This is a genomic window from Exiguobacterium sp. s35, assembly GCF_018617535.1.
In the GTDB taxonomy this organism is placed as follows: domain Bacteria; phylum Bacillota; class Bacilli; order Exiguobacteriales; family Exiguobacteriaceae; genus Exiguobacterium; species Exiguobacterium aestuarii.
This window is the reverse complement of sequence record NZ_JACSKI010000004.1, coordinates 1-13279: the sequence shown is the minus strand read 5'-3', so window position 1 is coordinate 13279 and position 13279 is coordinate 1. Positions and strand designations below refer to the sequence as shown.

Annotated in this window: 17 protein-coding genes, 2 tRNA genes and 1 rRNA gene; 7 read left to right on the top strand and 13 right to left on the bottom strand. The window is 49.7% G+C overall.

Features of this window, described 5'->3' with window-relative positions; translation table 11 throughout:
- Window position 1: 1 nt before the first annotated feature.
- Together tatA and KNO75_RS13220 are read right to left on the bottom strand one after the other, a co-directional pair.
- Window positions 2-220, bottom strand: a complete 219-nt coding sequence (gene tatA / locus KNO75_RS13225) for a twin-arginine translocase TatA/TatE family subunit (protein WP_034770678.1) — start codon at window positions 218-220, stop codon at window positions 2-4.
- Window positions 220-876 (bottom strand): redox-sensing transcriptional repressor Rex, encoded by a 657-nt coding sequence (locus KNO75_RS13220; protein ID WP_214790854.1) that lies wholly within the window; start codon window positions 874-876, stop codon window positions 220-222. Before KNO75_RS13220 ends, tatA begins: the two co-directional genes overlap by 1 nt.
- Window positions 877-1026: 150 nt before the next feature.
- Between KNO75_RS13220 and KNO75_RS13215 the strand changes: the two genes are divergently transcribed.
- From KNO75_RS13215 to KNO75_RS13200, 4 genes are all read left to right on the top strand, one after another.
- On the top strand, window positions 1027-2928 hold the full coding sequence (locus KNO75_RS13215) for an ABC-F family ATP-binding cassette domain-containing protein (protein ID WP_214790852.1): 1902 nt from the start codon (window positions 1027-1029) through the stop codon (window positions 2926-2928).
- Window positions 2925-3332, top strand: coding sequence for a hypothetical protein (locus KNO75_RS13210; protein WP_214790850.1), 408 nt, complete (start codon window positions 2925-2927; stop codon window positions 3330-3332). Before KNO75_RS13215 ends, KNO75_RS13210 begins: the two co-directional genes overlap by 4 nt.
- Before the next feature lie 155 nt (window positions 3333-3487).
- Window positions 3488-4150 (top strand): type 1 glutamine amidotransferase domain-containing protein, encoded by a 663-nt coding sequence (locus KNO75_RS13205; protein ID WP_214818586.1) that lies wholly within the window; start codon window positions 3488-3490, stop codon window positions 4148-4150.
- 82 nt (window positions 4151-4232) lie between these two features.
- A complete protein-coding gene (locus tag KNO75_RS13200) occupies window positions 4233-4523 on the top strand; it encodes a putative quinol monooxygenase (RefSeq protein ID WP_214822285.1) in 291 nt (96 codons plus the stop codon).
- A 33-nt stretch (window positions 4524-4556) separates the two neighbouring features.
- Here the strand turns inward: KNO75_RS13200 and KNO75_RS13195 are convergent, their stop codons facing one another.
- Entirely contained in the window at window positions 4557-5420 is an 864-nt protein-coding gene (locus KNO75_RS13195) for a LysR family transcriptional regulator (protein WP_214822283.1), read from the bottom strand.
- 113 nt (window positions 5421-5533) lie between these two features.
- Here KNO75_RS13195 and KNO75_RS13190 point away from each other — a divergent pair, with 113 nt between their 5' ends.
- The gene (locus tag KNO75_RS13190; RefSeq protein WP_214822281.1) at window positions 5534-6517 is read left to right on the top strand and encodes a zinc-binding dehydrogenase; all 984 of its coding nucleotides are present in this window, start codon (window positions 5534-5536) and stop codon (window positions 6515-6517) included.
- A gap of 44 nt (window positions 6518-6561) precedes the next feature.
- Here the strand turns inward: KNO75_RS13190 and KNO75_RS13185 are convergent, their stop codons facing one another.
- The 7 genes from KNO75_RS13185 to KNO75_RS13155 form a co-directional block, all read right to left on the bottom strand.
- Window positions 6562-7128 (bottom strand): hypothetical protein, encoded by a 567-nt coding sequence (locus KNO75_RS13185; protein WP_214818595.1) that lies wholly within the window; start codon window positions 7126-7128, stop codon window positions 6562-6564.
- Between the two features lie 14 nt (window positions 7129-7142).
- Entirely contained in the window at window positions 7143-8165 is a 1023-nt protein-coding gene (gene tsaD / locus KNO75_RS13180; RefSeq protein ID WP_214814820.1) for a tRNA (adenosine(37)-N6)-threonylcarbamoyltransferase complex transferase subunit TsaD, read from the bottom strand.
- Window positions 8162-8623, bottom strand: coding sequence for a ribosomal protein S18-alanine N-acetyltransferase (gene rimI, locus KNO75_RS13175; RefSeq protein WP_214814822.1), 462 nt, complete (start codon window positions 8621-8623; stop codon window positions 8162-8164). The genes tsaD and rimI overlap by 4 nt, the downstream gene beginning before the upstream one ends.
- Complete coding sequence (gene tsaB, locus KNO75_RS13170; RefSeq protein WP_214818599.1) at window positions 8616-9272, bottom strand: tRNA (adenosine(37)-N6)-threonylcarbamoyltransferase complex dimerization subunit type 1 TsaB; 657 nt, start codon at window positions 9270-9272, stop codon at window positions 8616-8618. The genes rimI and tsaB overlap by 8 nt, the downstream gene beginning before the upstream one ends.
- The gene (tsaE, locus tag KNO75_RS13165) at window positions 9269-9718 is read right to left on the bottom strand and encodes a tRNA (adenosine(37)-N6)-threonylcarbamoyltransferase complex ATPase subunit type 1 TsaE (RefSeq protein ID WP_214790828.1); all 450 of its coding nucleotides are present in this window, start codon (window positions 9716-9718) and stop codon (window positions 9269-9271) included. Before tsaE ends, tsaB begins: the two co-directional genes overlap by 4 nt.
- Window positions 9719-9821: 103 nt before the next feature.
- A tRNA-Met gene (locus tag KNO75_RS13160) sits at window positions 9822-9898 on the bottom strand.
- A gap of 25 nt (window positions 9899-9923) precedes the next feature.
- Window positions 9924-10000 (bottom strand) — tRNA-Met (locus tag KNO75_RS13155).
- 138 nt (window positions 10001-10138) lie between these two features.
- On the opposite strand from KNO75_RS13155, the gene KNO75_RS13150 reads away from it, so the two are divergent.
- A complete protein-coding gene (locus KNO75_RS13150; RefSeq protein ID WP_214814826.1) occupies window positions 10139-10921 on the top strand; it encodes a sporulation protein in 783 nt (260 codons plus the stop codon).
- On the opposite strand, the gene KNO75_RS13145 is transcribed toward KNO75_RS13150, so the two are convergent.
- A complete protein-coding gene (locus KNO75_RS13145; protein ID WP_214814828.1) occupies window positions 10906-11547 on the bottom strand; it encodes a uridine kinase family protein in 642 nt (213 codons plus the stop codon). The genes KNO75_RS13150 and KNO75_RS13145 overlap by 16 nt on opposite strands.
- Before the next feature lie 51 nt (window positions 11548-11598).
- Between KNO75_RS13145 and KNO75_RS13140 the strand changes: the two genes are divergently transcribed.
- Window positions 11599-11976 carry an HIT family protein gene (locus KNO75_RS13140; protein ID WP_214814830.1) on the top strand — a complete coding sequence of 126 codons (378 nt, stop codon included), beginning with the start codon at window positions 11599-11601 and terminating at the stop codon, window positions 11974-11976.
- Window positions 11977-11985: 9 nt separating this feature from the next.
- On the opposite strand, the gene KNO75_RS13135 is transcribed toward KNO75_RS13140, so the two are convergent.
- A complete protein-coding gene (locus KNO75_RS13135) occupies window positions 11986-12924 on the bottom strand; it encodes a coiled-coil domain-containing protein (RefSeq protein ID WP_214822273.1) in 939 nt (312 codons plus the stop codon).
- Window positions 12925-13192: 268 nt separating this feature from the next.
- Window positions 13193-13279, bottom strand: a 5S ribosomal RNA gene (gene rrf, locus KNO75_RS13130); the annotation flags it as partial.

Sequence of the window (13279 nt, the reverse complement as noted above, 5' to 3'; positions counted from 1 at the left end):
CTTACTGCTCTTTCTTTTCGATAGCTTTCTTGTCGTTCTCGTCGTGCTCGTTCATCATGCCGTTCGTTGCATTTTTGAACTCACGAAGCGTTTGTCCGGCCGCGCGACCAAACTCCGGTAATTTCTTTGGTCCGAAGATGATGAGCGCGATGATGGCGATGATGAATAGACTCGCCCCACCCGGAATTCCGACGACGAGTGATGATGCTAGTAATTCCATTATTGATGGACCCCCTCAGCGGTTGGATAGTGTTGCATAAAGTAAATGAGTGACTGCAGCTCAATCGACAAATCGATGTGATGAACGCGAACCGTGTCCGGTACGGTAAGTCGTGCCGGTGTGAAGTTCAAGATGCCCTTGATGCCGAAACGCACCAAGTCGTCTGCGACGGACTGCGCATAGGCAGAAGGTACCGTCAAAATCGCGACGTCAATCTTGTTTTGCTCCATAATCTGTTCCATCTCATCGACGTGATGAATTGGGACGCCTGACATCGTCGTGCCGACTTTTGTCTCGTCTGCGTCGAACCCGACGACGATATGTGTGTTATTGTTTTTAAGGAAGTTATAGTTGACGAATGCCGTCCCAAGGTGACCGACCCCGACCAAGGCGACATTCGTAATCTCGTCCTGATTCAGTGTCTTTCGGAAAAAGTCTAACAGATACTGCACGTTATAGCCATATCCCTTTTTACCGAGCGCACCGAAGTACGAGAAATCACGGCGAATCGTAGCCGAATCGACCTTGACCGCCTCACTCAGTTCTGCTGAAGAGACACGTTGTTTCCCTGACGCATGCAGGCTTTGAATAAATCGATAGTATAGTGGCAACCGTTTGGCTGTCGCTTGTGGAATCTTTGGTTCGTTTTGACTCAACGGAAAGAGCCTCCTTTTTACGACACGTTACAAACGAATCTGAATTTCATACACCTTGATTGTAAACGAATTCACATGACCACTCAACGAATATACCTAAAATCGCTGAAAAATACAGTATACTAAATAGAGAGAAAGGGGTTTTTTCACTTGATCCTACTGCAAGTCAATAACTTATCCAAATCCTTCGGCGTTGAGCCGATTTTAGAAAACGTAAAACTCGAAATCCAAGAAGGCGAACGCGTCGCCCTCGTCGGTCGTAACGGGGCCGGTAAGTCGACGCTTTTGAAGGTCATCGCTGGTGAATATAACTATGACTCTGGGGACATCATGAAGCCGAAAGACGTCACGATCGGCTATCTCGCCCAAGACTCAGGGCTAGAATCCGATGAGACCATTTGGAACGAGATGCTCACCGTCTTCACGGGCTTAATCGAGCAAGAAAAGACGCTCCGTCGCATGGAAGCAGATATGGGCTCGGAACGGATTTTAAATGACGCTGCGGCGTACGAACGTCTCCTCTCTTCTTATGATGAAGAGCAGCATACGTTCAAAGAACGTGGCGGATATCAATATGAAGCAACGATCCGCTCGGTCCTCCACGGAATGCGTTTCTATCCGGACGATTTCGAGCGTCGCATCGACACACTCTCCGGTGGACAACGGACACGCCTCGCCTTGGCGAAGATGCTCCTTCAAAGTCCCGACCTACTCATCTTGGACGAGCCGACGAACCATTTGGACATCGAGACGCTTGCCTGGCTTGAGAAGTACTTGAGCGGCTATAAAGGTGCCGTCCTCATCGTCTCCCACGACCGGTACTTCCTCGACCGTGTCGTCTCGGTCGTCTACGAGCTGTCGCGTCACCGCAGTCGTCGCTTCGTCGGGAACTATACAAAGTATCTTGAACAGAAGGCCGCCCTCTACGAACAAGAAAAGAAGCAGTTTGAGTCGCAGCAAGAAGAGATTGCCAAGATGCAGGACTTCATTCAGCGAAACATCGCCCGAGCGACGACGACGAAACGTGCGCAAAGCGTGCGGAAGCGTCTCGAGAAAGTCGACCGCCTCGATGCTCCAGATGGTGACGAGCGCAGTGCCGTCCTCTCCTTCTCCATCAAACGCCAAAGCGGAAACGATGTATTGAGCGCGAGTGACCTCGCCATCGGATATGAGGACGCAATCGCCCAACATCTTCGCTTCCAGCTACAACGCGGTGAATCGGTCGCCCTCGTCGGCCCGAACGGAGTCGGTAAGTCGACATTACTTAAAGTGTTAACGAAACAGCAAGCCGCCCTGACTGGCGAGATTCGCTACGGGACCGGCGTCGAGATCGGCTACTACGATCAGGAACAACAAAACTTGTCCGACGCGAACCGTGTCATCGACGAGATTTGGAATGACTGGCCGCTCATGCGCGAACAGGAAGTCCGGAGTCTGCTCGGACAATTCCTCTTCAGCGGCGATGATGTCATGAAGCGTGTCCACGAACTCTCTGGTGGCGAACGCGCACGTCTCACGTTGGCCAAATTAAAGCTCGAGCAGCCGAACCTGCTCATCTTAGATGAGCCGACGAACCACTTGGACCTCGACTCGAAGATGATTTTAGAGAACGCGCTCCTCGACTACCCAGGTACAATCCTCTTTGTCTCACACGACCGATACTTCATTGACCGACTCGCGACACGTGTGTTAGAAATCACGCCGAACGGCATCGACGAGTATCTCGGGGACTACTCGTATTACGTCGAGAAGAAAGAAGAACTCGAAGAACTCGCGCGTCTCGCTCGTGAAGAGACGAAGCAGGTCGTTGTGAAGAAACAGCGTGCCGACAAAGAGCAACAACGGGAAGAGCGTCGGATCAAACAGCGCATCGAAGAGATCGAACTTGCGATTGAGCAACATGAGAACCGCCTTGATGAAATTGAACAATTGCTCTGTGAACCGGATGTCTTCAACGACTTCGCCCGCGCCCAGGAGTTGTCAACCGAATCAGACGCAGCGAAAGAATCGATCACAGCTCTCTATGCGGAATGGGAGGAACTCCATACATGATGCGTACCCGTGCCATGCGAATCGAGTTCATCCAAGCGTTCCTCACGGGACTGGCCTACATTGTGCCGACCGGAACCGAGTTCGTGTCTGAACTCATCCGAGGCGAATCGACAATCGTCCCGTCTATTCTCTTTTACTTTTTACCGGTCGTGATTGGCTTCATCATTCAGACGTGGCCAGGGATTCTACTCAGTCTTTTCAGTGGCCTTCTCATGAGTACGCTCTTCATCCGTATCGTCGTCTGGCCGGTCGACGTGACCGTTCATACGTTCTATGCGCCCGGCTCGGTGTGGGCCCACTTCTATGAAGAGACGCTCTTCATGTGGATTCTCGCCCTCCTCGTGTTTATCGTGAGCCGCATCAATACATGGCATCGCGAGAACTATCGACAGCCGAAAGCGTGAACCGTCCGTCCTCTTTTTGCGAGAGGACGGCTTTTTAATTTATGTATAAATTTATTTATAGATTAGGCGTTTTTTCTTAATTTGTTTTTCGTTAGAGTGCGCGTTATTCTAGTCACGTACCGAAACAAAGGAGTATTTCTTAGGAGGAATGACAGATGAGTAAACATGTATTAATGGTCGTGACGAACGCAAAAGAAATGAAGGACGGTCACACGACTGGACTTTGGTTATCCGAATTTGGTGAGGCATACGTCGAGTTCAAACAACAAGGATATGACATCACGGTCGCTAGCCCGAACGGTGGTCAATCTCCAATCGACGCACGCAGTTTAGAAGGAGAAGTACCGGCTGACATTCAAGCGACGGCTCCTCTTCTCGAAGATACGATTGATTTGAAGACGATCACCAACTTCGATCAATTCGATGCCATCTTCATGCCAGGTGGTCACGGAACAATGTTCGACCTTCCACAAAGCGAAGCGTTGAATGTTGCCATCCGTTCGCTATTTGAAGCAGGTAAAACGGTTGCTGCCGTCTGCCACGGTCCTGCTGGTCTTGTCGGTGCGACATTGTCTGACGGGACACCACTCGTGAACGGTAAAACGATTGCGACGTTCACGGATGAGGAAGAACGTGCGACAGGTCTTGATATTTACATGCCGTTCCTACTTGAAACGCGTCTTCGTGAACTCGGTGCGAACATCGTGCTCGCAGACAACTTCACAGAAAACGTTCAAGTCGATGGAAACTTGGTGACAGGCCAAAATCCACAGTCGACGGTTGCTGTCGCAAAAGCCGTCATCAACACGTTAAACTAATCGATTCTTTCTCGTTGCCAATCGATGAAAGAGGACGACCCGCCTGTTTTCAGGTGGGTTTTACTTTATAGGAGGAATAAAGATGATCACCATTTTAGCTAACATTAAAGCGAAGCCTGGTCTCGGTTCAGCACTCGAGACACATTTACGCCAAGTCGTCACCCCATCACGCGCCGAGGCAGGTTGCGTCTTCTATACGTTACATCGTGTCGAAGGAAACCCGGACGCGTTCGTCTTTTACGAAAAGTGGGCAAACAAGGCGGCACTCGAGGCGCATATCGCCTCACCCCACTATCAAACGTATCGCAAAGAAGCAGAAGCATTGCTTGATAGTCGCGATGTTCAATTTTTAGAAGAACTTAATGGACATTAATCGAAAAAAAGTAGGGCCCACGTGGGTCCTACTTCATTTTGCATCCTGCAGAGCTTGGATGACTTGGTTGATGACGGGGTCGTGTTTCGATTCGGTCCGATGTGCGAGGTAAATGACGTTTGTCGCAAAACGCTCAGGTGCTACGACTTGCACGCTTCCCCGCTCGAGCGCATGTCGAATCAAATAGTTCGGCAAGATGCTGATGCCACACTTCGATTCGATCGCCGCAAGGATTGCGTCGACGTTTGGTAAAATCATCTCCGGACGGATGTCTGGACGTTCCCCGAACTGCGTCTGGTAGTAACGACGGATGATGGGCAGCTCCAATCCGTAACTGATCCACGGCTGGCGGTCCATCCAGTCTTTCAACTCGTCGGTCGGGACTTCCCAATCGTTCGGTGCCACTAATAGAAATGATTCGTCGGCAATCGGAACGTATTGAATCCCTGGCTCCTCCATCCGCTTCGTCGCGATGACAAAGTCGAGTTCCCCGTCCGCCAAGCGCTTAATCAAATCCGCGGTCATCCCAAAATCTGCGATGTACTGTGCAATATCAAACGGTAAAGCGGGTATAATCTCATGTGTGACGAACTCGGTCGGTCCACCGAACTTGAGGACCGGACGCGGTTGCTCCCCTGAGACATATTTCATCTCAAGTGATAACTCTTCGAGACGGTCGATCAACCCGACCACTTGCGTGTATAGTTCTTTCCCTGCATCCGTCGGTATCATCTGACGTGGTGCACGTGTGAAGAGGGACGTCTCGAGTTCCGCTTCAAGTGCGGCGATATGTTGGCTGACAGCCGGCTGTGTTAAAAATCGGACACGCGCCGCAGCCGACACGGAACGCTGTTGGTACACGTGGATAAAACTGCGATACCATTCAAAATCAATCATCTGTGTAAACTCCTTTTGTATTCGTTACCTTCAGTATAAAAAGGAGTAAATCATAAGACAAATAACGTTTAAAGGATACATCGATAAATAAATTTATAAGGAGTGGATTGAACATGAAAGCTTTATTACTACATGAACCGAACGCATGGCAAGCGATGCAGATCGAGGAGGTCGACGCACCGACACTTCGTTCCGGCGAAGTATTGATTGAAGGGGAATACGCCGGCCTCAACCCGGTTGACTATAAAACGGCAACCAACGGCAAACCGGAATGGTCTTACCCCCATGTACTCGGACTCGATGTTGCCGGTACGATTGCCGCTGTCGCGGATGACGTAACGAATGTGAACGTCGGGGACCGCGTCCTCTATCACGGCAACTGGAATGAATGGGGCGGCTTCGCTGAATTCACTCGTGCCAAAGCACACATGGTTGTCCCAATCCCTGAATCCATCTCGTTCGCTGATGCGGTCGCGTTACCGACAGCCGGATTCACAGCATACCAAGCCATCTTTGAAAAACTCCCGATGAATGCGATCGATACGATCCTCATTCACGCCGGGGCCGGTGGCGTCGGCGGATTCGCGATTCAGCTCGCGAAGTATCTCGGGAAACGCGTCATCACGACCGCTTCAGCGCGCAACCATGACTGGGTCAAACAACTCGGAGCTGACGAGGCAATCGATTACAACACGGAAGATTGGCAAAAACGGGTGATGGAACTGACGAGTGGTCACGGTGTCAATGCCGTCATCGATCCCGTCGGTCGGGAGACGGCGACCGCTTCCCTTCACGTCATCGCCTACAACGGACACATCGCCCATATCGCAGGAGCCCCTGACATGAGTGTCATCAAACCGTTCACACGCGTCATCTCCTACCATGAGGTCGCGCTCAATGCAATCCATCATCAACAGGATCGCGTGAGCGAGGCGAACATCGTCCGCATCGGTACGCACATGCTCGAACTGCTTGCAGCGGGTGAGATTCGACCGATGATTCAAGAGACGATTCCGGTCGCGGACATCCCGAAGAAATTGGTCGAACTGTCAGACCGACACGTCGTCGGGAAAATCGTTGCCAACTTGAAGGCATGAAAAAAGAGGTCAGCGTATCATCATACGCTGGCCTCTCTTTATAGTTAGAAGTATCGCAACGGTTGGAATCCAATCGTATGAAAGTCGAGCTTCGTCCCGTCTTCTGCAATAAAGAAGACAGCCTCGTTCGTATCAACGTCACGTGTGAACACTTTGTAGAACGTCATCGATTTTTCGTCATTCGTCACATAGCGTGCCTCATGTGTCGAGATGACTTGTGCGAACAGTTGTTGTTCATCGAGTTCCTCAATCAAAGCGTCAAACTTCGCAGCCTCTTCTTCCGTTGCCTCGCGACCTCGCTCGATTTCATAATAAGCATCGCTCGCCTTTGGCTGTACACCAAGATTGCGATCAACGACGATCACACGCTCTGGCTTTTGATCGACGACACTTGCGTAGCCATATAATGACTCAATCAGCGTGTTCTCTCCGGTCACACGACCAATGCCCTCTAATGACTCTTCTCCAGTCAACGACTTCACTCGCGTCTCTTCTGGGACAATCTCCTCTTGATAGGCGATATTGTAAGCGCGGATGATCTCTCGTACTTGTAAGAACGTCGCAACGACGAGTAATACGATAAGTCCTCCGATGATGATGCGTTTCGTCATGTCTCTATTTCCCCCTAGACTGTCATGCTCTCTTCTAAGGATAACCCAGGAACCGCATTCATCGCTAGTGTATCGCGCTTGCCGCGCACATACGCGTGATGTGCCGCAACCCCAATCATGCCAGCGTTATCCCCACACAGGTCAAGTGGTGGGATGACGAGTTGAATCCCTTCAACTGTAGCAGCTTCCTGAAGCGCAGCACGAAGTCCACGGTTTGCCGCGACACCACCAGCGACGAGCAATTGCTTCGCCCCTTTTTCTTTCACGGCACGAATCGCTTTCTCAACGAGTACTTCGACGACACTCGCTTGGAAACTCGCTGCCAAGTTTTCCGGGATGACCGTCTCTCCACGTTGCTCCGCATTGTGTACGGCGTTGATGACCGATGACTTCAAGCCACTGAAACTGAAGTCGAAGCTACCTGGTTCAAGACGGACGCGTGGGAAATTGTACGTGTCTTCCCCGACCGCTGCCAAACGATCGATCGCCGGACCTCCCGGATATGGAAGACTGAGTGTGCGTGCGACTTTATCGTACGCCTCCCCTGCCGCGTCATCACGTGTCTCACCGATTACTTCGAATACACCGTGTTCTGGCATATAAACGAGCTCTGTATGTCCACCTGAGACGACGAGACAGATGAGTGGAAACTGCATCTCTTCGACGAGTTCGTTCGCGTAAATATGTCCCGCGATATGATGGACGCCGATGAGTGGTTTTTGATGGGCGAACGACAATGCTTTGGCCGCACTGATGCCGACGAGAAGGGCACCGACGAGACCCGGTCCTTGTGTGACCGCGACCGCATCGACGTCTTCCATCGTCACGCCTGCTTCGCTCAACGCATCGTCAATGACATACGTGATCCGCTCGACATGATGACGAGACGCCACTTCAGGGACGACGCCACCAAATCGTTTATGACTCTCGATTTGAGAAGAGACGACGTTCGACAAGAGCGTCTTTCCGTCTTTGACGAGCGCAACAGACGTCTCGTCACAGCTCGACTCGATCGAGAGAATCAGTGATGTGTTCATTCTGAGTCACTTCCTAACTTCGCCCAATAAATATAGGCGTCTTCATTATTATCCTGATAGTAACGTCTTCTTCGTCCGGCTTGCATAAATCCAAACTGCTCATACAGTTTTTGCGCCCCTACGTTCGACACGCGGACTTCTAACGTCAATCCGACAAGCCCCTTTGACTTGGCGAACGCAACAAGCTCCGCTAACAGTTGATTCCCGATCCCTTGTCCACGAAATTCGGGTAAGACGGCAATGTTTGTAATATGTCCTTCATCGACGATTTGCCATACCCCTACAAAACCGATAACCCGTTTGTCATAGACCGCGACAAAATAAATGGCCTGTTCATTCCGAAGCATCTCATTCATAAATGCTTCTTTTGTCCACGGAATCGAGAACGACGCCTCTTCGACTTTCGTCACTTCCTCGACATCGAGCCACGTCATTCGACGAATTTTCACGTCAGCCATTGTTTTGTCCCTCTAACCATTTTGCTTCCGCTTCGGCGAGTCGCAAATACTCTGGTTCAAACGCATGGACGTCATTCGTCTCATCACTGAAAACAACCAAATCGCTCGCACGACCGTAACGATGAGCAGCCGGTGCTTCGACATACTCATATTCGCTCAACACCTCACGGAACGGTTCGACGTCTCCAACGACGAGGAAACGTCCTTGACTATTGAGTCGCAACCAGTCGGCGACTGACGCATGTTGATCGTGCGTCAGTGCCTTGTTGTGCTGATAATATCCGATATAGGCGTTGCCACGTCGCGCGTCAATTAACGAGACGACCGGCAAGTCCGTATTCGGTGCCGCTGCCATGAGTTGAAGGGCAGATACCCCGATGAGTGGAATGTTCAGCGTATAGGCGAGTGTCTTCGCTGTCGTCACTCCAATCCGAATTCCTGTGTACGACCCAGGTCCTGTCGTAACAATGATCCGTTCAAGCATATTCGGTGTCCACTTGACCGCTGCCATGAGCTGTTCAATCATCGGCATGAGTGTGACCGCATGATTTTTCGAGACCATGACTGTCGCTTCAGCTTGAATTTCTCCAGCTTCACTTAATGCGACAGACAAACGTGTCGTTGCGGTATCGATCATTAATTGCTTCATGCGAGCACCTCCTTGGCAATTCGAACGTAACGGTCACCTGTTGGAGCGAGCGTCAATTTCCGTTCCTCGTCACTGACCCGTTCAATTGTGATGGCCAGGCGTTCTTCCGGAAGAGAAGACTCAATCAAGTTCGACCACTCCACGATGGCAACACCGTCACCGTTGATGTATTCCTCAAGACCGATGTCATCCCCCGTATCTTCGAGACGATAGACATCCATATGATAGAGCGGCAAACGCCCTTTGTATTGTTTCATAATCGTAAACGTCGGACTATTAACGTTCCGCGTGACACCGAGTCCTTTTGCGAACCCTTGTGTGAACGTCGTCTTGCCCGCGCCGAGGTCACCGTTTAATGTGATGACCGTTCCTGCTTCGACGAGCGTAGCCAAACGTTCTGCCACCGCTTGCGTCTCCGCCGCAGAATGCGTAATCAATGTATACATGAATGGTTCTCCTTTTATCACTTCTCATACGTACTCATTGTACACTTCATTTTAAGCAAAAAAAAACACGAAACGCTATCGTTTCGCTATCTCATTTAAAAATTGGTTGCGGGGGCTGGATTTGAACCAACGACCTTCGGGTTATGAGCCCGACGAGCTACCAGACTGCTCCACCCCGCGACGACATATGAAATTAAATAAAAATTGGTTGCGGGGGCCGGATTTGAACCGACGACCTTCGGGTTATGAGCCCGACGAGCTACCAGACTGCTCCACCCCGCGATGGTTTGAATTGTTTCGACATCCTCTATAATAAGCGAGACAGTTATAAAAAGCAACCTTTTTCTCAATGTTTTTTGAAAAATGGAATCGGGAACACATATAACAGTATAGAATTTAGAGAAAAGGGGCGCGACCGCCATGTCCAAATGGGGAAACCGATTCAAGAAATGGTTCTTTTCGGAGATCGAAGCCGATATCACCTTTGACCCGGCAGCACTCATTCCGAAGCAGGTAGTAACCGGAACCCTGCACGTATCGAACCCGACGACAACCGTCGTTCGACTACAAGAACTGACACTCAATTTTTTGACGACCTTTAAAGACATCACCATGGAAGGAAATGAATTCAATCGGGAAGCCGACATTCAAGAAGTACCGATTCCGCTGTCTGTCGTACTAGAACCCGGTGCGAAGGAGGATGTTCCATTTTCATTTGAATTGACGATGTATGCCCCTTCTTCCGCAGGTGCCCCTTATAGCGTGGAGGCGACGTTATGGGACAAGGACATGAAACGTGTCTGGTTTGACGTGATTGAACACATTGAAATCGAACCGATGCCTGAACTGAAACGACTGCTCGACGCAACTGCTCATGCTGGACTTGAACCGATGTTTGTTCGTAACGTGATTGACCCGCTTGGGGAAGAGCGTCCTTACCCATTCGTTGAGAAGTATGGATTCAAGCCAATCGGTGAATGGGCCGACGAGTTTGAGGTCGTCAAATCGTTTTGGCGCCTCCACGAAGACGGGATCGACCTCTACTATTGGCTCGACAACATCGAGACTCAGCGCACGCTTGAGTCGATGGCGAACGACGTCGAATTGCGTCATCGTTCCCTCACGTGGGAACAACTCGAACGTGAACAAGAACAGCTCGGTCTCGGTATTCAAGATACGCTACGCAGTCACCGCTCCTCGTGAGCGGTTTTTTCAATTTGAATGATATCCCCACTCGTATTGACGATGGTTTGGAAGTGATGACGATACGGATGCATGAACAACTCATATTGAAGACGTCGCTCGTCATGGGAGGCGCGTAAGTAATCCAGTTCCATTCCCCGTTCCTGGATATCACGATTCGCTCTGCGTCTAAATTCTGTTTCTCCGTCGGTATAAAGATAAATCGACTGGTCAAAAGAAGTGAGATCAAGAAAAGCGACACTCATGCCCTCAACAATCGTAATCGGCTTCTCGGGATCAATCCATGTCCGCTCTAAATATGGGACGTCAATCGTATAAAATCCAATCCCTTCCCGAATCATACGGACATCACGCTCGAGTGAAAGCAGATGATGCGCAGACGGATGACAAGCCGTCATCTTATAGTGATGGGGTATTCCATCGTGTTCATACGTGAGTAATGTTTGTTTCCGTAACTGTGAATCTGTGATGTACGGGTCGGTATGAAGCAGGTTTACATCCCCTAATCTTTCTCGTAATCGTTCAGCCAATGTAGATTTACCGGCCGCTCCATGCCCCGAGATGGCAATCAACGTTCGTTGCCCCGGTCTCACCCTTTGTTCGATTTCATCGATGAGTCGTTCCATGATTCTCCCCCTTTGGTACACTAGATAATAGAAAGGAAGTGTATCAATCTCATGTCTACTTGTCCATTTTGCCATCCCACGCTCGATCCACATCAAACAATCGTTGCTGAGAATGACTCTTGTTATTTTCTCATGCACGACCTCGAGCAGGACGTTCTCGTCGGCTCAGGCGTCATCGTCCCGAAAGCGCACCGCACGACGACATTCGACTTAACATCGTTAGAATGGCAGCATACTAACGAATTGCTTCACATAGCAAAAGAACATCTTGATCGAACCTTTCAACCTGACGGATACACACTCGGTTGGAACGTCGGCACGGCTTCGAACCAAACCGTACCTCACGCTCATCTACACGTCATTCCTCGTTACGAGGCAGGACCTCATGCGGGGAAAGGACTTCGCCACTGGTTAAAACGACCGGAGTAAATAAGCAGCTCATCGCGTGAGGATGAGCTGTCTTCTTTTTTCATCAGTCTCTTCGAGTCGCTGTTCGAGATTTTCTACTTGTATGGTCATACGTGCAATCAACCGATTGATTTCCTGATTAAGTTCATTTACATGATCAAGCGATTCATTGATTCTACCGTGCATGGTCCACTCGGAGAAAATGTCATCTAAGAAGTAATCCGCAAACTGAATGAGGGAGCCACGTTGAACATGTAACTCTTCGACCACTCCTTGCACGTCGGCTAATTCACGGGAAAAACGTTCCAATGCAGATTGAAGTTCATGCATCGTCTGTTCGGAAGCATCCAATGCATCATGCTTCATCGCAGTCGCAATCAATCCTCCACCAAAGAACATATCATACGTCGACCATCCCTTTGCGCTGTCTAAATGCTTCAGTGTTTTCGCAATTGTTGCTCTTGCGAATCTTCCCGCCTCAATCGCTTCCCGATATTCAATAAGAAGTTCATTCATCTCCGCTTGTTGATGTGTCAGACGGTGAAGATCTTTTCGAACAGCCGGGTCTTTAGTAAGATGTGCCTCTTTGGTTTCTAAGAATGTCTCCCATTCATCATCGATCGTTTCATAGGCCTCCAGCTTTTCTCGTAAATCTCGATGTTCAAGCGTCAATTCGTCAATCATCGCCTCATGTTCACGTAACTTCAGTTCTGCTCGAGCCGCTTCCTCTACCTCTTTTGTACGCTGTTCATCAAATGTCCCTCTCCACTTTCGCCATGTATTCACGAGTGAAAAGCTTTCAAGATCGTAAACATCACGCTGTTCCTTTGTAAATGTATTGAGTAACTCTTTTCGTACGGTTTCGTGCTCTTTCAACTGCGTTTCAATTGTCTTTTGCTTACGGACAAGTCGGTCACGCTCGGCAAGACGCTGTTGCAACTCTAATTGCACATCTTGAAAATCTTTCATTGGTCTTCCCCTTTCGTTTCATACATCGGATTCAATAAGGTATTGGTTCATTGTCGTATCTAGGAGTCTCGACATTCACATCTCTTACTGGTATCTGCAAGGTGTCTGCCTCTTGTCGAAAGCTTGCAGTTAAACGTCTTTTATAGTGGCTAATCGAATATACAAAACAATCCCCTCTTTCTCATACTTTGTACGAAAAAGAAGGGATAAAGTTTCAATGAAACAAAAAAACGACCGAGCGTTATGCTCGGTCGTCCTCTGCGTTGTTGCCTGGCAACGTCCTATCCTCACAGGGGGAGATCCCCCAACTACTTTCGGCGCTGAGACGCTTAACTTCCGTGTTCGGCATGGGAAC